Origin of the sequence: Pseudomonas fluorescens HK44 (genome assembly GCF_000217955.3) — a bacterium.
GTDB classification, from domain to species: Bacteria; Pseudomonadota; Gammaproteobacteria; order Pseudomonadales; family Pseudomonadaceae; genus Aquipseudomonas; species Aquipseudomonas fluorescens_AQ.
This window is the reverse complement of record NZ_AFOY02000015.1, coordinates 1,340,802-1,361,821: the sequence shown is the minus strand read 5'-3', so window position 1 is coordinate 1,361,821 and position 21,020 is coordinate 1,340,802. Positions and strand designations below refer to the sequence as shown.

General features: G+C 58.6%; 19 protein-coding genes. 11 read left to right on the top strand and 8 right to left on the bottom strand.

All coding sequences use genetic code 11. The annotated features are described in order from the left end of the window. The first annotated feature begins 83 nt into the window (after nt 1–83). From lpdA to HK44_RS18980, 7 genes are all read left to right on the top strand, one after another. Entirely contained in the window at nt 84–1,520 is a 1,437-nt protein-coding gene (gene lpdA, locus HK44_RS19010; RefSeq protein ID WP_019692318.1) for a dihydrolipoyl dehydrogenase, read from the top strand. A gap of 179 nt (nt 1,521–1,699) precedes the next feature. Then, nucleotides 1,700–2,866, top strand: a complete 1,167-nt coding sequence (gene sucC / locus HK44_RS19005) for an ADP-forming succinate--CoA ligase subunit beta (RefSeq protein ID WP_007919879.1) — start codon at nt 1,700–1,702, stop codon at nt 2,864–2,866. Next, nucleotides 2,866–3,747 carry a succinate--CoA ligase subunit alpha gene (sucD, locus tag HK44_RS19000; RefSeq protein ID WP_019692317.1) on the top strand — a complete coding sequence of 294 codons (882 nt, stop codon included), beginning with the start codon at nt 2,866–2,868 and terminating at the stop codon, nt 3,745–3,747. The genes sucC and sucD overlap by 1 nt, the downstream gene beginning before the upstream one ends. A 486-nt stretch (nt 3,748–4,233) precedes the next feature. Further along, nucleotides 4,234–5,550, top strand: a complete 1,317-nt coding sequence (ltrA, locus tag HK44_RS18995; RefSeq protein ID WP_019692316.1) for a group II intron reverse transcriptase/maturase — start codon at nt 4,234–4,236, stop codon at nt 5,548–5,550. Between the two features lie 466 nt (nt 5,551–6,016). After that, complete coding sequence (gene brnQ / locus HK44_RS18990; protein WP_019692315.1) at nt 6,017–7,330, top strand: branched-chain amino acid transport system II carrier protein; 1,314 nt, start codon at nt 6,017–6,019, stop codon at nt 7,328–7,330. Nucleotides 7,331–7,593: 263 nt separating this feature from the next. Then, the gene (locus HK44_RS18985) at nt 7,594–8,331 is read left to right on the top strand and encodes a DUF599 domain-containing protein (RefSeq protein ID WP_019692314.1); all 738 of its coding nucleotides are present in this window, start codon (nt 7,594–7,596) and stop codon (nt 8,329–8,331) included. Next, entirely contained in the window at nt 8,331–8,732 is a 402-nt protein-coding gene (locus HK44_RS18980) for an MAPEG family protein (protein ID WP_019692313.1), read from the top strand. The genes HK44_RS18985 and HK44_RS18980 overlap by 1 nt, the downstream gene beginning before the upstream one ends. A gap of 66 nt (nt 8,733–8,798) precedes the next feature. On the opposite strand, the gene HK44_RS18975 is transcribed toward HK44_RS18980, so the two are convergent. Further along, nucleotides 8,799–9,038 carry a hypothetical protein gene (locus HK44_RS18975; protein WP_019692312.1) on the bottom strand — a complete coding sequence of 80 codons (240 nt, stop codon included), beginning with the start codon at nt 9,036–9,038 and terminating at the stop codon, nt 8,799–8,801. Nucleotides 9,039–9,198: 160 nt separating this feature from the next. On the opposite strand from HK44_RS18975, the gene HK44_RS18970 reads away from it, so the two are divergent. The 4 genes from HK44_RS18970 (at nt 9,199) to HK44_RS18955 (ending at nt 13,058) form a co-directional block, all read left to right on the top strand. Continuing rightward, nucleotides 9,199–9,675 carry a PaaI family thioesterase gene (locus tag HK44_RS18970; protein ID WP_019692311.1) on the top strand — a complete coding sequence of 159 codons (477 nt, stop codon included), beginning with the start codon at nt 9,199–9,201 and terminating at the stop codon, nt 9,673–9,675. Continuing rightward, nucleotides 9,672–10,124 carry a PaaI family thioesterase gene (locus tag HK44_RS18965; RefSeq protein ID WP_019692310.1) on the top strand — a complete coding sequence of 151 codons (453 nt, stop codon included), beginning with the start codon at nt 9,672–9,674 and terminating at the stop codon, nt 10,122–10,124. Before HK44_RS18970 ends, HK44_RS18965 begins: the two co-directional genes overlap by 4 nt. Nucleotides 10,125–10,213: 89 nt before the next feature. Next, a complete protein-coding gene (gene htpG, locus HK44_RS18960; protein WP_024265078.1) occupies nt 10,214–12,118 on the top strand; it encodes a molecular chaperone HtpG in 1,905 nt (634 codons plus the stop codon). A gap of 211 nt (nt 12,119–12,329) precedes the next feature. Beyond that, nucleotides 12,330–13,058, top strand: a complete 729-nt coding sequence (locus tag HK44_RS18955; RefSeq protein ID WP_019692308.1) for a dienelactone hydrolase family protein — start codon at nt 12,330–12,332, stop codon at nt 13,056–13,058. 329 nt (nt 13,059–13,387) lie between these two features. On the opposite strand, the gene HK44_RS18950 is transcribed toward HK44_RS18955, so the two are convergent. From HK44_RS18950 to HK44_RS18920, 7 genes are all read right to left on the bottom strand, one after another. Further along, nucleotides 13,388–14,413, bottom strand: a complete 1,026-nt coding sequence (locus tag HK44_RS18950; protein WP_024264761.1) for an IS110 family transposase — start codon at nt 14,411–14,413, stop codon at nt 13,388–13,390. 170 nt (nt 14,414–14,583) lie between these two features. Beyond that, complete coding sequence (locus HK44_RS18945; protein WP_019692307.1) at nt 14,584–15,444, bottom strand: pirin family protein; 861 nt, start codon at nt 15,442–15,444, stop codon at nt 14,584–14,586. Between the two features lie 62 nt (nt 15,445–15,506). Next, nucleotides 15,507–15,923 (bottom strand): OsmC family protein, encoded by a 417-nt coding sequence (locus HK44_RS18940; protein ID WP_019692306.1) that lies wholly within the window; start codon nt 15,921–15,923, stop codon nt 15,507–15,509. A gap of 277 nt (nt 15,924–16,200) precedes the next feature. After that, nucleotides 16,201–17,421 carry a beta-ketoacyl-ACP synthase I gene (fabB, locus tag HK44_RS18935; protein WP_019692305.1) on the bottom strand — a complete coding sequence of 407 codons (1,221 nt, stop codon included), beginning with the start codon at nt 17,419–17,421 and terminating at the stop codon, nt 16,201–16,203. Between the two features lie 11 nt (nt 17,422–17,432). Beyond that, on the bottom strand, nt 17,433–17,948 hold the full coding sequence (fabA, locus tag HK44_RS18930) for a 3-hydroxyacyl-[acyl-carrier-protein] dehydratase FabA (RefSeq protein WP_010211704.1): 516 nt from the start codon (nt 17,946–17,948) through the stop codon (nt 17,433–17,435). A 249-nt stretch (nt 17,949–18,197) separates the two neighbouring features. Further along, nucleotides 18,198–20,093 (bottom strand): ATP-binding protein, encoded by a 1,896-nt coding sequence (locus HK44_RS18925; protein ID WP_019692304.1) that lies wholly within the window; start codon nt 20,091–20,093, stop codon nt 18,198–18,200. Beyond that, on the bottom strand, nt 20,090–21,019 hold the full coding sequence (locus HK44_RS18920) for an ABC transporter substrate-binding protein (protein ID WP_019692303.1): 930 nt from the start codon (nt 21,017–21,019) through the stop codon (nt 20,090–20,092). Before HK44_RS18920 ends, HK44_RS18925 begins: the two co-directional genes overlap by 4 nt. Nucleotide 21,020 lies beyond the last annotated feature (1 nt).

The following is a 21,020-nucleotide window of genomic DNA, read 5'->3' as shown; positions in this document are numbered from 1 at the left end:
GCGGCCCATCTGTAATGACCAGCTTCGTCCCACGACGGTCCCCTGAAAGGGATCGTCCGGTTTGATTCGAGAAGGAATGACACATGACTCAGAAATTCGACGTGGTAGTGATCGGTGCGGGCCCTGGCGGCTACGTAGCTGCCATTAAAGCGGCGCAACTTGGCCTTTCGACTGCCTGCATCGAGAAATACACCGACAAAGAGGGCAAACTGGCCCTCGGCGGTACTTGCCTGAACGTCGGCTGCATTCCGTCCAAGGCGCTGCTGGACAGCTCCTGGAAGTTTCACGAAGCTCAAGACGGCTTCGCGATCCACGGCATCAACCACGCTGGCGTGACCATGGACGTGCCAGCAATGGTCGGCCGCAAGGCCAACATCGTCAAAGGCCTGACCTCTGGCGTTGCCACCCTGTTCAAAGCCAACGGCGTGACCTCCCTGCAAGGCCACGGCAAACTGCTGGCCGGCAAGAAAGTCGAACTGACCAAGCCTGACGGCAGCGTCGAAATCATCGAAGCCGAGAACGTGATTCTCGCTTCGGGCTCGCGTCCGATCGATATTCCACCGGCACCGGTTGACCAGAAAGTGATCGTCGATTCGACGGGCGCTCTGGAGTTCCAATCGGTTCCAAAACGTCTGGGCGTGATCGGCGCTGGCGTGATCGGTCTGGAACTGGGTTCGGTATGGTCCCGTCTGGGCGCTCAAGTGACTGTCCTGGAAGCCCTGGACACGTTCCTGATGGCTGCTGACACCGCCGTTTCCAAAGAAGCGCTGAAAACCCTGACCAAGCAAGGTCTGGACATCAAGCTGGGCGCGCGCGTTACCGGTTCCAAAGTCAACGGCGAAGAAGTCGTGGTGACCTACACCGACGCCAACGGCGAACAGACCATCACGTTCGACAAGCTGATCGTAGCCGTTGGTCGCCGTCCAGTGACCACCGATCTGCTGGCTGCCGATAGCGGCGTGACCATCGACGAGCGTGGCTTCATCTTCGTTGACGACCAGTGCGCGACCAGCGTTCCAGGCGTTTATGCGATCGGTGACGTGGTTCGCGGCATGATGCTGGCACACAAGGCCTCGGAAGAGGGCATCATGGTTGTCGAGCGCATCAAGGGCCACAAAGCCCAGATGAACTATGACCTGATCCCTTCGGTTATTTATACTCACCCGGAAATTGCATGGGTTGGTAAAACCGAGCAGGCCTTGAAAGCTGAAGGCGTTGAAGTTAACGTCGGCACTTTCCCGTTCGCAGCCTCTGGCCGTGCCATGGCAGCCAACGATACCGGTGGTTTCGTCAAAGTGATCGCCGATGCCAAGACTGACCGCGTATTGGGCGTCCACGTGATTGGCCCGAGCGCAGCAGAACTGGTACAGCAGGGCGCAATCGGCATGGAATTCGGCACTAGCGCCGAAGACCTGGGCATGATGGTTTTCTCCCATCCGACCCTGTCCGAAGCCTTGCACGAAGCAGCTCTGGCAGTGAATGGCGGCGCCATTCACATCGCCAACCGCAAGAAGCGTTAAGACAATAAGAAACCACGGCGGTTTGGCCCGTCGTGAGCCTTGCCTGCAAGACTCACCGCGGAATATCCGCCGGACGCAGTCTTGCGTAGCTCAGCTACGCAAGCAGCAGTCACAGGTGGTGCGGCACTTGAATGAGTGCAGCACCGAATGCGCAGTACCTAACGAAGACGGTAATAAGCATGAATCTTCACGAGTATCAGGGTAAGCAGCTGTTCGCTGAGTACGGCCTGCCAGTATCGACCGGTTACGCGGTAGACACCCCGGAAGCGGCAGCAGAAGCTTGCGACAAAATCGGCGGCAGCGAGTGGGTTGTCAAAGCCCAGGTTCACGCCGGTGGTCGCGGTAAAGCGGGCGGCGTCAAGCTGGTTCGCAGCAAAGAAGACGCTAAAGCATTCGCTCAACAGTGGTTGGGCAAGCGTCTGGTGACTTACCAGACTGATGCCAATGGTCAGCCAGTCACCAAGATCCTGGTTGAATCGTGCACTGATATCGCTAAAGAGCTGTACCTGGGCGCTGTCGTTGACCGTTCGAGCCGTCGCATCGTGTTCATGGCTTCCACCGAAGGTGGCGTGGACATCGAGAAAATCGCTCACGACACCCCTGAGAAAATCCTCAAGGCTACTATCGATCCACTGGTTGGCGCTCAGCCATTCCAGGGTCGCGAGCTGGCATTCCAGTTGGGTCTGGAAGGCAAGCAAGTTGCTCAGTTCGCCAAGATCTTCGTAGGTCTGGCCAAGCTGTTCAAGGATCACGACCTGGCTCTGCTGGAAGTGAACCCGCTGGTGATCAAGGCTGACGGCGATCTGCACTGCCTGGACGCGAAGATCAACATCGACGCCAACGCCATGTACCGTCAGCCTAAGCTGAAGACTTTCCACGATCCGTCGCAAGACGATCCGCGCGAAGCGCACGCTGCCAAGTTCGAACTGAACTACGTAGCGCTGGAAGGCAACATCGGTTGCATGGTCAACGGTGCTGGCCTGGCCATGGGTACCATGGACATCGTCAACCTGCATGGCGGCAAACCAGCCAACTTCCTCGACGTGGGCGGCGGTGCAACCAAAGAACGCGTTACCGAAGCGTTCAAGATCATCCTGTCCGACACTAACGTCGCTGCAGTATTGGTCAACATCTTCGGCGGCATCGTTCGCTGCGACATGATTGCCGAAGGCATCATCGGCGCTGTGAAAGAAGTCGGCGTGAAAATCCCGGTTGTTGTTCGCCTTGAAGGCAACAACGCTGAGCTGGGCGCTAAAGTACTGGCAGAAAGCGGTTTGAACATCATCGCTGCTACCAGCCTGACCGACGCTGCTCAACAAGTCGTTAAAGCTGCGGAGGGCAAATAATGAGCGTCCTGATCAATAAAGACACCAAAGTTATCTGCCAGGGTATTACCGGTTCGCAAGGTAGTTTCCACACCCAGCAAGCCATCGAATACGGCACCAAGATGGTGGGTGGCGTAACTCCGGGCAAAGGCGGCACCGAGCACCTGGGTCTGCCAGTGTTCAACACCGTGAAAGACGCTGTCGCAGCCACTGGCGCCACCGCCAGCGTGATCTACGTTCCAGCTCCTTTCTGCAAGGACTCGATCCTGGAAGCAGCCTTCGGCGGCATCAAGCTGATCGTTTGCATCACTGAAGGCATTCCTACCCTGGACATGCTGGATGCCAAGGTCAAGTGCGACGAACTGGGCGTGATCCTGATCGGCCCTAACTGCCCAGGCGTGATCACTCCAGGCGAATGCAAGATCGGCATCATGCCAGGTCACATTCACTTGCCAGGCAAGGTCGGTATCGTTTCGCGTTCCGGCACCCTGACCTACGAAGCTGTTAAGCAAACTACTGACGCCGGTTTCGGTCAGTCGACTTGCGTCGGCATCGGTGGTGACCCGATCCCGGGTTCGAACTTCATCGACATCCTGAAACTGTTCCAGGAAGACCCGAAGACCGAAGCGATCGTCATGATCGGTGAGATCGGCGGTTCGGCTGAAGAAGAAGCGGCTGCCTACATCAAGGCACACGTGACCAAGCCGGTTGTTTCCTACATCGCTGGTGTGACTGCCCCTGCGGGCAAGCGCATGGGCCATGCTGGCGCAATCATCTCTGGCGGCAAAGGCACTGCAGACGAGAAATTCGCTGCTCTGCAAGACGCAGGCGTTAAAACCGTGCGTTCGCTGGCAGACATCGGCAAGGCCCTGGCCGAGCTGACTGGCTGGGCTGTCAAGTAAGCCTCGCGCTTAGCTGACGCTCCACCAAACAAAGGCCACCTTCGGGTGGCCTTTGTCGTGTGCGCCCAGCATGGGCGCAATCTTGCGGGTGAAAGTCCCGCCGTAAGCTGACCACAGCGAACGAAGTGAAGCGCAACTGCATGAGGGTGACCGAGTGTGGGGAGGAAGCGTGGATCGAAGCCGCGAGCCGATGTACAAGAATCGGATACAAGGCGGAGTCGACTAGGGCGAGCTGGCACGAAACCGCGAAGCTCTTGTGGTCAAAGGTCAGGCTACGTAAATCCGGCGGTTGTGCGGTGAAGGATTGCGTTCTTACCTGGGGAGATCTCGCCTTGTGCCTGAAAGGGCGACGGTGCAGGCCGGAGCGAGAAGTCAGCAGAGGCCGTAGTAGTCTTTTTTTTTGACGAAGGGCCGAACGAGAGAAAGCGTTGTAGGCCATGTTGATGCGAAATACCGGAAGTCAGATGCCCGCCAAACGTGGGGCGGATGGAGACTGCGAGCGGTGAAGCCGTGAGAAGCCCCATCAGCGACGAGGTAAATCGCCCGCAAAATGAAACTGAAAGCGCAGGGCAAGGGCTGCTGGAACGGGCCTTTGCGAGAGAAAACCTGAAACGGGCGTGGAAGCGGGTCAAGGCCAACAAAGGTGCAGCGGGAGTCGACGGTCTGGGTATTGAACAGACGGCCGAACACCTGCTGACTCAGTGGGCGGCGATTCGTGAACAGCTTCTTTCAGGCGTCTACCGGCCCAGTCCGGTACGCCGAGTGGTCATTCCCAAGCCCGACGGCGGTCAGCGCGAGTTGGGAATTCCGACGGTCACCGACCGTCTGGTCCAACAAGCGTTGCTGCAGGTCTTGCAGCCAATACTCGATCCGACTTTCAGTGAACACAGCTACGGTTTTCGTCCGGGGCGCAGCGCGCAGGACGCCGTTTTGGCCGCTCAGCGCTACGTATCCTCGGGACGCAAAGTGGTAGTGGATGTGGATCTGGAGAAGTTTTTCGACCGGGTTGATCACGACATTTTGATTGATCGCTTACGCAAACGGATTACGGATCGGGGTGTTATCCGGCTGATCCGAGCTTATCTGGATGCAGGGACGACGATTGATGGTGCGATCGAGAAAAGCCGCTGTGGGACGCCGCAAGGCGGCCCGCTGTCGCCGTTACTGGCGAATGTGCTGCTGGACGAAGTGGATCGGGAGCTTGAACGAAGAGGTCACTGCTTTGTTCGCTATGCCGATGATGCGAACGTTTATGTGCGCAGCCAGAAGGCAGGGCAACGGGTGATGGCTTTGCTGAGGCGGCTTTACGAAAAGCTGCACCTGAGCGTCAACGAGAGCAAAAGTGCGGTGGCAAGTGCGTTTGGCCGTAAGTTTCTGGGTTATGAGCTGTGGTCAGCCCGAGGCGAAGTTAAACGTGCTTCCTCCTATAAAGCGCAGAAGCAGTTCAAGCAGCGGATTCGGTGGTACACCCGACGCTCGTGTGGTCGTAGCTTGCAGCAGGTGGTTGATGAGTTACGGCCCTACATTCTGGGTTGGAAAGCTTACTTTGGATTGTCGCAAACTCCGAAAGTCTGGCGAGAGCTGGACGAATGGATTCGACACCGGCTGCGAGCGATCCAACTCAAGCAGTGGAAGCGTAGTTCGACGATCTATCGTGAGTTGCGAGCACTGGGTGCAAGTGAGCGGGTGGCGCAGAAGGTGGCGGGCAACGCCTGTCGCTGGTGGTGCAACAGTCGTCTGGAGCTGAATCGCGTACTCAATTTTGCGTGGTTCGACAGGCTGGGATTAGTGCGTCTCTCATAACCTCAATCTCTCGAACCGCCCGGTGCGGACCCGCATGCCGGGTGGTGTGGCAGGGGCACGGCCTATGAAGGCCGTCCCCTATGCCGATTTCTGGTGTGTGTTGTCAGGTAGGACGCCATCGCGGGCAAACGGAACGCCGCCCGGCCTCTCCTACGAATTTGTGTCGATCCATAATTGGTGAACGATGCTAGATCCGTAGGAGCAAGGCTTGCCCGCGATGGCGTCCTGACGGAAGACGGAGATTTAGATGCGAAAACACGACATGAGAATGTCGCGCATCGGATAGTTCGCCCTGTAATAGTGCGTTTGTCAGGCAAATTAGGTACGCTAGCCGCCATTTTGCGTTTGCTGCCCACAAGGACGCTGCGCGCTAAACGGGTCAGTCCTATACGGACCGACAGCATTTCCCTCACCCATAAGGGAAATCCCTCTCTAAATTCCGATTCAGTAGTGTGGTATTTCCTTAATGAAAGTGTTGAAAGGCCAGGACATCCTGGCACTCGGCTTTATGACGTTTGCCCTGTTCGTCGGGGCTGGCAACATCATCTTCCCGCCTATCGTCGGTTTGCAGTCCGGGCCTAATGTCTGGATGGCAGCGCTGGGCTTTCTGATCACTGCCGTTGGTCTGCCGGTGATCACCGTTGTCGCGCTGGCAAAGGTCGGTGGTGCCATGGACACCTTGAGCAGCCCAATCGGCAAAATCGCCGGTGGCGTACTGGCCGCCGCGTGCTACCTCGCTGTGGGCCCGCTGTTCGCTACCCCGCGTACTGCGACCGTGTCCTTCGAAGTGGGCCTGGCGCCGCTGACCGGCGAAAGCCCGCTGGCGCTGCTGCTCTACAGCTCGGTTTACTTCCTGTTGGTGTTCTTCATCTCGCTGTACCCGGGCCGTCTGCTGGACACCGTTGGCCGTTTCCTCGCGCCACTGAAGATCATCGCACTGGCCGTGCTCGGCATTGCCGCATTCGCCTTGCCGGCGGGCGACATCGGCACTGCAACGCCTGAGTATGTCGCGGCGCCGTTCTCCCAGGGTTTCATCAATGGTTACCTGACCATGGATACCCTCGGCGCGCTGGTATTCGGCATCGTGATCGTCAACGCGATTCGTTCTCGCGGCGTCGAGTCTCCAGTCCTGATCACGCGTTACGCGATCATCGCCGGGCTGATTGCCGGTGTCGGTCTGGCGCTGGTGTACGTGAGTCTGTTCCGCCTGGGCTCGGGCAGCCATGAAGTCGCCGTCGGCGCTACCAACGGCGCAGCGGTATTGCACGCGTATGTGCAACACACTTTCGGTTCCCTGGGCAGCGGTTTCCTGGCGGTGCTGATTTCGCTGGCCTGCCTGGTAACGGCAGTCGGCCTGACCTGTGCTTGCGCCGAATACTTCAGTCGTGTGCTGCCACTGTCCTACAAGACCCTGGTGATCATCCTGGCAGCGTTCTCGCTGCTGGTGTCCAATCTGGGCCTGACCAAGCTGATCGCGTTCTCGATCCCGGTGCTGACGGCGATCTACCCACCCTGCATCGTTCTGGTGGCGCTGAGCTTCTGCAAGGATTTCTGGCTGGAGCAAAGTCGCATCGTTGGCCCGGTAATGCTGGTGTCGTTCCTGTTCGGCATGATCGACGCGCTCAAGGGCGCGGGTCTGGCAGAGTGGATGCCAACTCAAATGGCACACTTGCCGCTGGCTGAGCAAGGTTTGGCCTGGCTGGTGCCATGCGTCTTTACCCTGGTGGTTGCATTCGCCTGCGACCGTTTGCTGGGCAAGCGCAGTGAAGCCCTGGCTTAATGTTTCAAGGCCTGCCACAAGCGGGTCATGAGCAGCACTCTACAAAAAAATAGAAATGCCCCGTATCAATCGATACGGGGCATTTTTATGGGCGAGCGGCAGTGTCTTTTTCTTTGCGCTAACGTCGAAGCATTACCTGTAGGAGCAAGGCTTGCCCGCGATGGCAGTGTGTCAGTCGACAACTCTGTCGGAGTTATGTCCTCATCGCGGGCAAGCCTTGCTCCTACAGGTTTCAACCTTGTCAACGCCTAACAGGGATATGCATGTCGTTCATCCACACCAATCTGATCCACATTATTGCCGCGCTCTGGTTTGTTATCTGCTGGGGCGGTTATACCCGTTACGCTATCTGGAAGGGTCGCGATACCGCGTGCCTGGCCAGTGTGCTGCATCTTTACCGCGAAGACTGGATGCGCCGCATGCTGCTGCGCGACAACCGCATCGCTGACGCCAGTGTGGTGGGCAACCTGGAGCGTAACGCCTCGTTCTTCGCCTCGAGCACCTTGATCATCCTCGCCGGTATTCTCACGGTGCTGGGCTCCTCCGAGCGGGCGCTGTCGTTGCTGGCAGACATTCCGATGGTTCAACAGGCTTCCCAGGGCATGTCGGAGATCAAGCTGCTGTGCCTGGCGCTGGTGTTCGTCTACGCCTTCTTCACCTTCAGTTGGTGCATGCGCCAATACAACTTCGCGGCGATCCTGATCGGCTCGGCACCGATGATCGGTGAGCGTCACGTTTCCGAGCAGGAGCGCAAGGCCTTCGCTTCGCGCGCTGCGCGGGTGATCTCGATGGCGGCCAACCAGTTCAACTTCGGCCTGCGCTCTTATTACTTCGGCATGACCATGCTCGCCTGGTTCGTCAGCCCTTGGCTGTTCATGTTGATGAGCGCGGGGGTGGTGCTGGTGTTGTATCGTCGGGAGTTTCACTCCGACGTGCTCGACGTAATGGTCTATACCCCTACAGAGGCGCCATTGCCTGAGGCGATCAAAGAGGTGGCCTGATGAGTATCCCGTTCTGGTGTGTGTTTATCGGTGCCTTGCTGATTTTCATCGCCCGAATACCCGTGGCCAAGGCCATGAAAGCGCTGGGTGGTTACAACAATCATCTGCCGCGCATGCAGCAAGCACAGCTCACAGGCTTTGGCGCTCGCGCGCTGTCCGCGCATCAGAACAGTTTCGAGGCCTTCCTGTTGTTTGCGGTCGGGGTGTTGATGGCGCACACCACGCAAACGGCGGGGTGGCTGGTCGACGGGCTGGCAATCATCTTTGTGATTGCCCGGGTGATCTACTTGCTGTGCTACTGGGCAGACCTGGCCTGGCAACGAAGTCTGGTGTGGTTTGTCGGCTTTGTCTGTTCGTTGCTGCTGATGATTAGTCCGACCTTTCGCACCGCGTTGCTCTAACGCTTTAGGGGCGAACACAATAAAGCCCGCACTTGGCGGGCTTTATTTTTGCTGCACTAAAACCGATTAGTTGGTTTTAGGAGCGGCTTCTTCAGCAGCTGTTTTGCTCGTATCTACCTGAGCTTTGGCAGCATCGGCGGCTGCTTTCGCAGCGTCGTTCACTTTATCCTGAGCTTCACTCATTTTTTGCTGGGCTTGTGCAGCCGGTTGGGTGGCTTCTTGAGCTTTGTCCTCGGTTTTTTTACCGCAGGCAGCGATGCCGAGGGAAGCGGTCAACATCAAGGCAATAGCTAAAGTCTTACGCATGGGGTGTTTCTCCTGGTGGAAAGTATCTACTTGCCCTTTCGAACGCACCGCCATGGGTTAAGTTCCATGTTTCCTACAGATATATAAGATTTATCTTGGAGGGAACTTTTTCTTAGTCCCTCTACTGCTATGCAACGACACTAAAAAGAGCCTTTATCGAATGACCAGCAACCCCATTTTCGAGCGTGCAACACGGTTTTTATCGGCGCTCAGGCATTGCCAGGTGCTCGGGTTGCGTGTGCACAGCGCGAGTGATGACGGGCTGACGATCACGTTGCCGTACAGCCCGCAGATCGTCGGTAATCCGCAAACCGGTGTGATTCATGGCGGCGCCATCACCTCGTTGATGGACACCGCATGCGGCATGGCAACGCTCTGTGTTTTACCGGAGTTCGAGGTTTGCCCGACCCTGGATCTGCGTATCGACTACATGCACCCGGCCGAACCACATAAAGAGGTGCACGGTTTTGCCCAGTGCTATCGGGTGACGACTGATGTGATCTTCACGCGCGGGTTTGCTTACCAGGATGATCCGCAAAAGCCGATCGCCCATGTAGTCGGGACCTTCATGCGCATGGGCAAAGCTGTCAAAGGCACCAAAGGTTTTGCTGGCGTCATCGGTGGGGCGACGAAATGACTGATAACTTCAAAGAACAATTGCAGCAGGCCCACGAGCGTGGGGATTACGCCTCGCTGCTGCAATTGATCCCTTACGCCAAGCTGATTGGCGTCGAGTGCTCGCGACTGGGTGACGAACTGCTTTTTCGTTTGCCGGCGAACAAGGACAATATTGGCAACCCTTTGCTGCCGGCGATTCATGGCGGGGTGATAGCCGGGTTCATGGAACTGGCGGCGGCCCTGCATTTGCTGATCTTCACCGGTTCTCCTGGTGTGCCGAAGATCATCGACTTCTCCCTCGACTACCTGCGCGCCGGGCAGTTTCGTGACACCTATGCCAAATGCCAGGTGTGCCGTCAGGGGCGGCGGGTCGCCAACGTTGCGGTAACCGCGTGGCAGAGCACTCAATCCGAGCCGATTGCCACGGCGCGTGCGCATTTCAAGATTGAAGAGACCCCCAGCCCTTGAAATTCCCGTCATAGCCCCCAACTCTGATGACATCCCGCCGCCACCCCCTCTGGGCGCGGCCATTGCCATCCAATCGGAGTTTGATGACCATGAGCGTGGAAACTCAAAAGGAAACCCTGGGCTTCCAGACCGAGGTGAAGCAACTGCTGCACCTGATGATCCATTCGTTGTATTCCAACAAGGAAATTTTCCTTCGCGAACTGATCTCCAACGCCTCCGACGCTGTCGACAAACTACGTTTCGAAGCCCTGTCCAAGCCTGAGTGGCTGGAAGGTGGCGCCGAACTGAAAATCCGTGTGAGCTTCGACAAGGACGCGAAAACCGTCACCCTTGAAGACAACGGTATCGGCATGAGCCGTGACGATGTCGTGACCCACCTGGGTACCATCGCCAAATCCGGTACTGCCGATTTCATGAAACACCTGTCCGGCGATCAGAAGAAAGATTCGCACCTGATCGGTCAGTTCGGCGTGGGTTTCTACTCTGCCTTTATCGTTGCCGATAAAGTCGATGTGTTCAGCCGTCGTGCCGGCCTCGCTGCCAGCGAAGGCGTGCACTGGTCGTCCAAGGGCGAGGGCGAATTCGACGTCGCCACCATCGACAAGGAAGACCGCGGTACGCGCATCGTCCTGCACCTGAAGTCCGCTGAAGACGAGTTCGCCGATGGCTGGCGTCTGCGCAATATCATCAAGAAGTACTCCGATCACATCGCTTTGCCGATCGAGCTGCCGAAAGAAGTGACAGCTGCCGAAGGCGAAGAGAAACCAGCCGTTGAATGGGAAACCGTCAACCGCGCCAGCGCTCTGTGGACCCGTCCGCGTACCGAAGTCAAGGATGAGGAATACCAGGAGTTCTACAAACACATCGCTCACGATTTCGAGAACCCGCTGAGCTGGAGCCACAACAAGGTCGAAGGCAAGCTGGAGTACAACTCGCTGCTTTACGTGCCGGCCCGTGCTCCGTTCGACCTGTATCAGCGTGAAGCCCCGCGCGGCCTGAAGCTGTACGTGCAGCGCGTGTTCGTCATGGACCAGGCTGAGTCGTTCCTGCCGCTGTACCTGCGTTTCATCAAAGGCGTGGTCGACTCCAACGACCTGTCGCTGAACGTCTCGCGGGAAATCCTGCAGAAAGACCCGATCATCGATTCGATGAAGTCGGCGCTGACCAAGCGCGTTCTGGACATGCTGGAAAAACTGGCGAAGAACGAGCCTGAGCAATACAAGGGCTTCTGGAAAAACTTCGGTCAGGTCATGAAAGAAGGCCCGGCTGAAGATTTCGCCAACAAAGAGAAAATCGCCGGTCTGCTGCGCTTCGCCTCCACCCAGGGTGAAGAGGGCGAGCAAGTGGTCTCGCTGGCCGAATACCTGGCTCGCGCCAAGGAAGGTCAGGACAAGATCTACTACCTGACCGGCGAAACCTACGCGCAGGTCAAGAACAGCCCGCACCTGGAAGTCTTCCGCAAGAAAAGCATCGAAGTGCTGCTGCTGACCGACCGTATCGATGAGTGGCTGATGAGCTACCTCAGCGACTTCGACGGCAAGAGCTTTGTCGACGTGGCGCGCGGTGATCTGGATCTGGGCAACCTGGACTCGGAAGAGGACAAGAAAGCCGCAGAAGAAGTCGCCAAGAGCAAAGAAGGCCTGGTTGAGCGGATCAAGACTGCGTTGGGTGAAACCGTCAGCGAAGTGCGGGTTTCCCACCGTCTGACCGATTCGCCGGCGATTCTGGCCATCGGTGAGCAGGACCTGGGCATGCAAATGCGTCAGATCCTCGAAGCCAGCGGTCAGAAGGTTCCGGATTCCAAGCCGATCTTCGAATTCAACCCGGCTCACCCGCTGATCGAAAAACTCGATGGTGAGCAGAGCGAAGAGCGTTTTGGCGACCTGTCGCACATCCTCTTCGATCAGGCAGCCCTGGCTGCCGGCGACAGCTTGAAAGACCCGGCCGCCTATGTGCGCCGTCTGAACAAGCTGCTGGTTGAACTGTCGGTGTAATCGCGTTAAAGAAAAACCCGCTTCGCAGGCGGCATGAAAACTACTGCGCTCGGCAATACTGCGTTAAAAACAGGCTCGGACTGCTCATTTACAAACACGTAAACTCCGCGTCCTCGCCTGTTTTTGCCTTGTCTTGCCTTCGCTCGTGACGTTTCCATACCACCTGTAAAGCGGGTTTTTTCATTCTGGCGTTTCTTTACGGGAGTGAGTCATGAACCAGGTTACTGTGCGTTCCGTGGTCTATCAGATTGAGGGGCAGTCTTACGAAGGTCGTCTGGCGTTCGACGCCGGCCACACAGGCCCGCGACCGGGCTTGTTGATGGCGCCGAACTGGATGGGTGTCAGCGCCGGGGCCGAGAAGATTGCCCAGGAGGTTGCCGCCAAGGGTTATGCGGTGTTGATTGCCGACCTGTATGGGCAGGCGATTCGTCCACAGAATGGCGACGAGGCGGGCGCGGCGATGATGCCGCTGAAGAATGATCGTGCGTTGTTGCGCAAGCGCATGCAGGCCGCATTCGCTGCCTTGCAGAGCCAGGGTGAAGCGGCGGTCGACACCTCGAAGCTGGCGACATTTGGTTTCTGCTTCGGCGGTTGCTGTGCTCTGGAGCTGGCCCGTACCGGCGCGCCACTGAAGGCAGCGGTGTCGTTCCATGGCACGTTGGACACGCCGAATCCTGCCGATGCGAAAAACATCAAAGGCTCGGTGCTGGTGCTGCACGGTGCATCCGATCCATTGGTTGCGAAAGAGCAGCTACCGGCCTTCGAAGCTGAAATGAACGCTGCGGGCGTGGATTGGCAGTTGCTGAGCTATGGCGGTGCGGTGCATTCCTTTACCGATCCGCACGCCAATGTGCCGGGCATGATGATGTACGACGCCAGGACCGCCAAGCGGGCCTTTGTGTCGATGCATAACTTGCTGGATGAAGTGTTCAGCGGCTGAGTGCTGTTTCTGGTCCTGGCACTGTCGGTGTCAGAGCGGGCCTCATCGCGAGCAGACGGAACGCCGCCCGGCTGCTCCCACATCTATGGTTACCCCCTTTTCTGCAATACTGTTTTTGATGCGTGTTTGGCTTGCTTTCATCTATCCGGCGTCTGTGTGGGGTGGCAACCCCGCGCCTCGATGAGAATCGATGCCTAACGATCCTAATTATTCGAACGGCCTTTCAGCCGTGTGGGAGCTCAGGGTTGTCGTCAGGCCGGTTAGCCGTTCACGTCATCTGTTATCCAGCATCGCAAAACCAGGTGGGTGGTGCTCGGGTGACAGCAGGGTCAGGCGTTCATCGCGGTTGGCCCTGCATCAAATTCAGTGTGGTGGGCAGCAATCGCCCAGGCGATCCTTGCCAGCTTGTTGGCCAGCGCGCAGACCACATGGTTGGAGTGATGGTGGGCCAATAGCTGCCGGACCCAGTCCGCCAGCCAGCCTTTCTGTCGGTCCAGTTGCATCAGGTAAACACGGGCACATTGGACAAGCAGGCGCCGCTGGTTGCGATCACCTCGCTTGCTGATGCCCAGCAGGACGGTCTTGCCGCCCGTAGAATGCTGTTTGGGTATCAGCCCGATTGAGGCCGAATAGCCTCGGCCGCATTTGAACTGCTTGCCATCGCCCAATTCGGCAGCCAGGACGCTGGAGGTGATCGGGCCTACGCAGGGCATGGTCATCAAACGAGCCGCCAGATCATCTTCGGCGGCCTGGCATTCCACTTCCTTGTCCAGCGTCTTGATCTGCCCATCCAGATAGGTGAAGTGCTCCTGCAACCTCGTCAGAAGTTTTTTGATGGGCACAGGAATTGAACTCGCTTCAAGCCGAGCGGGCAGTTCTTTGATGGGCTTGAAGCCTGTGGCCAGACTGACGCCGACCTCCAAAAGCGCTGCGTGAATCCGATTGACGGTCGCGGTGCGCTCTTTGATGAACGAATCGCGTGTCGAGTTGAGCATGGCCAGCAGCTGCTGAGCCTGGGTTTTGGGGTGTACAAAGCGCATTGTTGGACGAGTCGCCGCCTCGCAGATCGCCTCGGCATCAGCGAAGTCGTTTTTGTTGCTTTTCACGTAAGGGCGTACGAGATGCGGGGCAATGAGCTTGGGCGTATGTCCCAGCTTCGCGACCTCCTGCGCCATGAAGTGGGCTCCGCCGCAGGCTTCCATCACAACGGTGCAGGGTTCGAGATTCATCAGGTGCTGCATGAGCGCCGCACGAGTAAACTTTTTGCGGTAAAGCTCATGACCACGATCATCTTGCGCGTGTAGATGGAAAGAGTGTTTTCCCAGATCGATGGCGGCAATAGCTACTTTGTTCATGGCAACGGTCTCCGATGAGCCCCCTGCGAAAGCTTAGTGGGCGATCACAGGGGGCGGCGGGGGTAGCCATTTCATTATTTGACCGAGTCGTACACAGGATTAACGGTCGACGCCATTCCAGTGTGGGAGCGAGCCTGCTCGCGATGGCGATCTAGCTAGCGCCAAAGATCTTAAGGTAACTCGATCCGCTCGCTCTCACCCGGCACGGTCGGCCAATCCCTGGCCGCCCAGCGTCGGCGGGCCTCCTCGATCACCGCTGGATCGCTGGCGACGAAGTTCCAGTTGATCCGGCGCGGTCCGTCCATGGGCGCGCCGCCAAACAGCATGGCGTGGCAATCGCTTTCGGCGAACAGGTCCATTTCTTCCCCGGCAGGCAGCACTACCAGCGAGTGCGGTTCAATCGGCTCGCCATTGAGTTGAGCGTCACCGTCCAGCACGTAAAGGGCGCGTTCTTCATGTTCGGTGGGAATCAGCAAGGTCGTCGCCGTTTTCAGCTCAAGCTCTGCGTACAACGTCGGGGAAAGCACCGGCACCGGTGACTCCAGGCAAAAGCCTTTGCCGGCAATCATCCTGATCTTCACCCCAAGGTTATCGCTGACCGGCAGGCTGGCGGCGGGATGATGGCTGTAATGGCCGGGACCTTGTTCGCGCTCTTTGGGGGAGGCCAGCCAGATTTGCAGGCCGTGCATCTTGAAGTCGGTATCCCACAGCGCTTTCGGTGTGCGCTCCACGTGTGCAATCGCACTGCCTGCGGTCATCCAGCTGACGTCACCCGGTTTCACAATCTGATCAGAGCCCAGACTGTCCTTGTGCTGGAGTTCGCCTTCGAACAGGTAGGTGAGGGTGGACAGGCCGATGTGCGGATGTTGGCGGATGTTCATGCCTTGGCCTGCCGGATAGCGGGTTTCAAGCATGTGATCGAAAAACACGAAAGGCCCGACACTGCGGCATTGAGCCGACGGCAGCGGGCGCAGGATCGGTTGGCCTTCGACATCTTCGGTGCGTGGGCGGATCACGAGCGGACTGATCATGGTGCATTCCAGGCTGTACGAGTGATGCTGCTGAGCATAACCCGCACAGCCTGTGCTTGCCGCTATTGGCTGAAGGCGCCTTCAGACAGGTGGGTTTCGATGGTCACTTCGCTGGTGGTCATCAGCTTGTGAATCGGGCAGCGGTCGGCCACGCGGTGCAGCTCTTCACGCTGGGCGTCGGTGAGTACGCCTTTGAGGGTCAGTTTGACGTGCAGGGCGTATTTGCCTTTCTGCTCCTGGCTATTGTCGTGTTTGACCTCGACCGTGACGCCAGTCAGCGGGATTTCCTTTTTCTGTGCGTAGAGCTTGAGGGTCAGAGCCTTGCAGGCTCCCAGGGCTGCATCGAAGTAATCGTGGGGTTCTGGTGCGGAACCTTCGCCACCGAAGGCTGTGGGCACGTCGGCGAAGAGTTGATGGTCGTCGATCTGGATGCTGTGACGAAAACCTTTGCTGGATTCGGTATTGACGGTAATGGTCATGACAAACCTCATGGGCAGTAAGAAAGAGTGTGCGTCAGAAATAGACCTTGCAGTTATAGAGCATCCAGTGATTCAGGTGTTCCACTCAGGTTGAAATCATGGCAGTGCAATCGCGGGCAAGGGCTGGGCGCCCCCCCCCCCCGCTCCTACGGTCCGTGTGATCTGTAGGAGCAAAGCTTGCTCGCGATGAAGACGACCTGGTCTACCTTTGTAAACGCCCAATAAAAAACGCCCCGAACCAGTCGGGGCGTTTTCATGTGCAGCGAAGCAGCGGGGCTTACTTGCCCTGCCAGCGCTTCAGGACCAGGGTGGCGTTGGTGCCGCCGAAGCCGAAGCTGTTGCTCATCACGGTATTGATGGTGGCGTCTTCGCGAGTCTTGGTCAGGATTGGCATGTCAGCCACTTCCGGGTCCAGTTCTTCGATGTTGGCAGAACCTGCCATGAAGTTGCCTTCCATCATCAGCATGCAGTAGATCGCTTCGTGAACGCCGGCGGCGCCCAGGGAGTGACCCGACAGGCTCTTGGTGGAGCTGATGGCCGGAGCCTTGTCGCCGAAGACTTCACGCACGCCTTTCATTTCCGCGACGTCGCCGACCGGAGTCGAAGTGCCGTGGGTGTTCAGGTAGTCGATCGGCGTGTCGACGGTGGACATGGCCATCTGCATGCAGCGGATGGCGCCTTCGCCGCTTGGCGCGACCATGTCGTAGCCGTCGGAAGTCGCGCCGTAGCCGACGATTTCCGCGTAGATCTTCGCGCCACGGGCCAGAGCGTGTTCCAGCTCTTCGACCACGACCATGCCGCCACCGCCGGCGATGACAAAACCGTCACGCTTGGCGTCGTAGGCACGGGAAGCTTTTTCCGGTGTCTCGTTGTACTGGCTGGACAGTGCGCCCATGGCGTCGAACAGGAACGATTGGCTCCAATGCTCTTCTTCACCACCGCCGGCGAACACGACGTCCTGCTTGCCCATCTGGATCTGTTCCATGGCGTTGCCGATGCAGTGAGCACTGGTGGCGCAGGCAGAAGCGATGGAGTAGTTCAGGCCCTTGATCTTGAATGGCGTGGCCAGGCAAGCGGAAACCGTGCTGCTCATGGTCCGCGTTACGCGGTATGGGCCGACGCGCTTGACGCCTTTTTCGCGCAGGATGTCCAGCGCTTCCATCTGGTTCAGGGTCGATGCGCCACCGGAACCGGCGATCAGGCCGGTGCGCGGGTTGGAAACCTGCTCTTCGGTCAGGCCGGAGTCGGCAATGGCGTCTTTCATGGCCAGGTAGGCGTAAGCCGCCGCGTGGCCGACGAAGCGATAGATCTTGCGATCGATCAACTCTTCGAGTGGCAGGTCAATGGAGCCGGAAACCTGGCTACGCAGACCCATTTCGGCATATTCCGGGTTGAACCGGATGCCAGGGCGGCTTGCACGCAGGTTAGCGGAGACGGTCTCTTTGTCATTGCCCAGGCACGAAACAATGCCCAGACCAGTGATAACGACGCGGCGCATGCGGATAACCCTTAGAAGTTGTCAGTGGATGTGAATACGCCGACCCGAAGGCCTTCGGCGGTGTAGATCTCGCGGCCGTCGACGCTGACCGAACCATCGGCAATGGCCAGGTTCAGCTTGCCTTTCAGGACGCGTTTGATCTGAATGTTATAGGTAACTTTTTTGGCGGTCGGCAGAACCTGGCCAAAGAATTTCACTTCGCCCGAACCCAGGGCGCGACCGCGGCCCGGCAGGCCTTGCCAGCCGAGGAAGAAACCGACCAGCTGCCACATGGCGTCGAGGCCCAGGCAGCCCGGCATCACCGGGTCACCTTCGAAGTGGCAGGCGAAGAACCACAGGTCCGGAGTGATATCCAGCTCGGCGACCAATTCACCTTTGCCGTACTTGCCACCCTCTTCGCTGATATGAGTGATGCGATCCACCATCAGCATGTTCGGGGCGGGCAGTTGCGCGTTACCAGGGCCGAACAGCTCACCGCGACTGCAGCGCAGCAGGTCTTCCCGGGTAAAGGCGTTTTGTTTGGTCATGCGAGCTCCTCAATAGTCCCATGCGGCAGGTGGGGCAAATCTTCCCGGCCGATCGAAGCGTTCATGCTTCGAACCGGCAGCCTACTCATAGACTATTGCGTTGTGGTGAAAGTCACAGCACAAGGGACATGAATGTACACTTGTGCACTGAAATTATTTTTCAAGCCCGATTCCGAGCTGTCAAGGTGCCTAAGACTGCCGCACTTTCGCCTTTCACGCCAGTCGCAGATGGTCGATCACTCTGCGTTACTACACCCAACGTTGCAGAATTTGCTGCAGATCAGCGCGTTTGAAAGGTTTGGCCAGATAATCGTTCATCCCCGCCGACAGGCAGGCCTCGCGGTCACCCTGCAACGCGTTGGCCGTCAGGGCGATGATGGGCAGGTTGGTGCAGCCGGGCAGTTGGCGGATCTGCCGGGTGGCTTCGTAACCATCGATGACCGGCAGCCGGCAATCCATCAAAATCGCCTCGAAAATCAGGCTCTCGGCACTGCGTACCGCCTGCACGCCGTCGGTGGCGACGCTGACAGTAAAGCCCAGACTGCGCAGCATCGCTTCGATGACGGTCTGATTCACCGGATTGTCTTCCACCAGCAGTACGTTGCGTCCCTCGCCGTGGTCGTTGCCGGCAGGCATGCGCGGGGCCAGGGTCGGCAGTGTCTGCCTGGACAGCGCCAGCGGAATTTCCAGGGTGAACACCGAGCCCCGTCCCTCCTCGCTCTGGGCGCGCAGTGTGCCGCCCATCCGCTCGGCCAGCGTGCGCGCAATCGGCAGACCCAGGCCGGTGCCGCCGTAGCGTCGGGAGATCGAGCTGTCGGCCTGCTGGAAGGCGTTGAACATCAGCTCCAGGCTTTGCGCCGAAATGCCAATTCCGCTGTCGCGCACGGAGCAGGTGAACCACAGCAGTTCGTGGTCCAGCGATTGCCATTGCGGTTCAATGGTTACCCGGCCTTTCTCGGTGAACTTCAAGGCATTGCCGATCAGGTTGACCAGGATCTGCCGGATCCGGGTCGGGTCGCCCTGTACCTGCAAGGCCTGCATGTCGTCCGCAATCCGCAGCTCCAGGTTCAGACCGCGTTGCACCGCACTGTGCTGGAAAGCCTGGGCGCAGCTGTTGATCAGCTCGGCGAGGTTGAACGGGATGTGCTCCAGCTCCAGGGCCGAGCGCTCGATGCGCGAGAAGTCGAGAATGTCGTTGATGACCTTGAGCAAGTGCTCGGTGGACTCCGAGGCCAGCGCGGCGTACTCGATCTGCTCCTCGGTCATGTCGGTGGTTTCGAGCAGTTGCAGCATGCCCAGCACGCCATTCATCGGCGTGCGCAACTCATGGCTCATCATCGCCAGGAAATCGGATTTGGCGCTGTTGGCCTTTTCCGCTTCTTCGCGGGTCTGGATCAGTTGCGCCATGGCCTGATGCTGTTCGCGGCTGGCGAGTTCAAGGCCATCGGCGAGGTTGTTGATGTGGCGCGACAGGTCGCCCAGTTCGGCATCGTCGACGATCGGCAGCGGTTTTTTGTAGTCGCCTTGCTGAATCGCCTTCACCGCATTGCCCATGGCGCTGATGGGCTCTGACAGGCTGGCAGCCAGGCGCCGGGCCAGCACAAAGGTAAAGAGCAGGGCGAACAGTGCGAGGATCGCGGCCTTGAGCAGGATCTCCTGTTGTCGCTGGCTGAAGGCATCGTTGGACATGCCGACGACGACTTGCCCCAAATAGTCTTCGGAGGGACCGATAGCGGGTGGCGGCCCCTGCAGGAAATCGTCGCTGAGCCTGATCCGTTGCAAGCGCACCGGTGCTTGAAACACTTCGACCTGTTGCGAGCGCTGGAGGTTTTCCGAGGGCTGCTCGACGTGCACCAACACCTTGTTGACGTTGTCCTGCACCTCGAGAAAACGCACGTGCGGCGTTGTCAGCGAGGCCTTCATCAGGCTTTCGAGCACCTCATTGTTGCCGGAGATCACCCCGTACTCGGTGGCCGGGGCCAGTTGATTGGCGATCAGTTGGCCGGTGTGGTTGAGCTCCTGGCGCAAATCCTGAATTCGTACGACGGTAAAGAAACTGATCAGCAGCAACGTCAGCAGCAGCGCCGGGCCGAGGCTGATGATCTGGGTACGGGTATTGATGCCCCAATGGCGGCGCAGGTTCATGGGCGGTTTTCTCCTTCGGCCAACTGTGTTGCAACAGCCGTGGGGTCGATCTGTTCGATGCCCAAGGAACGAGCGACTTGCGGGTTACTTAACACCTTGAAGCGCTGTGGATAGAGAGTGCGTGGCCAGCTGGCCGGCGGGCGGTCAAGCAAGTTATCGAGAATGGCCAGCCAATCGCTCTGATCGCTGTAGGTGCTGGCCAGGCTGCCAGCCTTGACGAACCCGGCGTTGGGGCCGATCAACGCACGCTGTCGGCCATAGCTGCTGAGCAGCAGATTCTTGGCGGTTTTGGGGTTGTACACGTCGGGGTCGTCGAGCCCCAACAGTACGTCGCTATTTTTCAGCAGCGCCTGCAAAGGTCGGCTGTCACTCGTGTTGTCCCAGCGTTCGGCGACGATTTCCAGTCCCTGCCGGTGTGCGGCGCGGTGCAGTTCCTTGAGCAGAAACTCGCTGTTCATCCCGTACAGCACGCCAACCCGTCGTACTTGCGGCAACAGGGTCTGGATCAGGCGAAGTTGGCGGCTCAGCGGTGGATCACTCCACAGCAGGCTCAGGCGCAGGGGGAGGGTCGTGCCCAAGCGCTGATTGGCTTGCAGGCGGCTGATGCGCAGCACCAGCGTCGCCGGCCCCTGGTTGTCTTGCAGGCGCCAGTCGAGGCTCGGCAGGTCGAGCAGGATCAGTCGGGTCGCGTCGGGTAACCGGGATGGCGCGGGGAGGTCGGCAAGGCGTGCGAAGCGTACCGTGTCTTCGGGGCGCTGCTTGGCGAGGGCGCGGGTAAAGGCCTGCACGCCGGGGCTGTCTTCGGCGCCGGTCAGCAACACGTCGGCAGCGCGCACGGGCAAACTGCCCAGGCAGACAAGCAACAGTCCCCAAACCCAAGGCCGGCGGCTTCGGGGGGAGCGGGTGCGTGTCTGGATGAGGCCCATG

Bases quoted from the DNA above. Each gene is read 5' to 3' on its own strand.
- lpdA (WP_019692318.1), top strand. From the start codon at position 84: ATGACTCAGAAATTCGACGTGGTAGTGATCGGTGCGGGCCCTGGCGGC.
- sucC (WP_007919879.1), top strand. From the start codon at position 1,700: ATGAATCTTCACGAGTATCAGGGTAAGCAGCTGTTCGCTGAGTACGGC.
- sucD (WP_019692317.1), top strand. From the start codon at position 2,866: ATGAGCGTCCTGATCAATAAAGACACCAAAGTTATCTGCCAGGGTATT.
- ltrA (WP_019692316.1), top strand. From the start codon at position 4,234: ATGGAGACTGCGAGCGGTGAAGCCGTGAGAAGCCCCATCAGCGACGAG.
- brnQ (WP_019692315.1), top strand. From the start codon at position 6,017: ATGAAAGTGTTGAAAGGCCAGGACATCCTGGCACTCGGCTTTATGACG.
- HK44_RS18985 (WP_019692314.1), top strand. From the start codon at position 7,594: ATGTCGTTCATCCACACCAATCTGATCCACATTATTGCCGCGCTCTGG.
- HK44_RS18980 (WP_019692313.1), top strand. From the start codon at position 8,331: ATGAGTATCCCGTTCTGGTGTGTGTTTATCGGTGCCTTGCTGATTTTC.
- HK44_RS18975 (WP_019692312.1), bottom strand. From the start codon at position 9,038: ATGCGTAAGACTTTAGCTATTGCCTTGATGTTGACCGCTTCCCTCGGC.
- HK44_RS18970 (WP_019692311.1), top strand. From the start codon at position 9,199: ATGACCAGCAACCCCATTTTCGAGCGTGCAACACGGTTTTTATCGGCG.
- HK44_RS18965 (WP_019692310.1), top strand. From the start codon at position 9,672: ATGACTGATAACTTCAAAGAACAATTGCAGCAGGCCCACGAGCGTGGG.
- htpG (WP_024265078.1), top strand. From the start codon at position 10,214: ATGAGCGTGGAAACTCAAAAGGAAACCCTGGGCTTCCAGACCGAGGTG.
- HK44_RS18955 (WP_019692308.1), top strand. From the start codon at position 12,330: ATGAACCAGGTTACTGTGCGTTCCGTGGTCTATCAGATTGAGGGGCAG.
- HK44_RS18950 (WP_024264761.1), bottom strand. From the start codon at position 14,413: ATGAACAAAGTAGCTATTGCCGCCATCGATCTGGGAAAACACTCTTTC.
- HK44_RS18945 (WP_019692307.1), bottom strand. From the start codon at position 15,444: ATGATCAGTCCGCTCGTGATCCGCCCACGCACCGAAGATGTCGAAGGC.
- HK44_RS18940 (WP_019692306.1), bottom strand. From the start codon at position 15,923: ATGACCATTACCGTCAATACCGAATCCAGCAAAGGTTTTCGTCACAGC.
- fabB (WP_019692305.1), bottom strand. From the start codon at position 17,421: ATGCGCCGCGTCGTTATCACTGGTCTGGGCATTGTTTCGTGCCTGGGC.
- fabA (WP_010211704.1), bottom strand. From the start codon at position 17,948: ATGACCAAACAAAACGCCTTTACCCGGGAAGACCTGCTGCGCTGCAGT.
- HK44_RS18925 (WP_019692304.1), bottom strand. From the start codon at position 20,093: ATGAACCTGCGCCGCCATTGGGGCATCAATACCCGTACCCAGATCATC.
- HK44_RS18920 (WP_019692303.1), bottom strand. From the start codon at position 21,019: ATGGGCCTCATCCAGACACGCACCCGCTCCCCCCGAAGCCGCCGGCCT.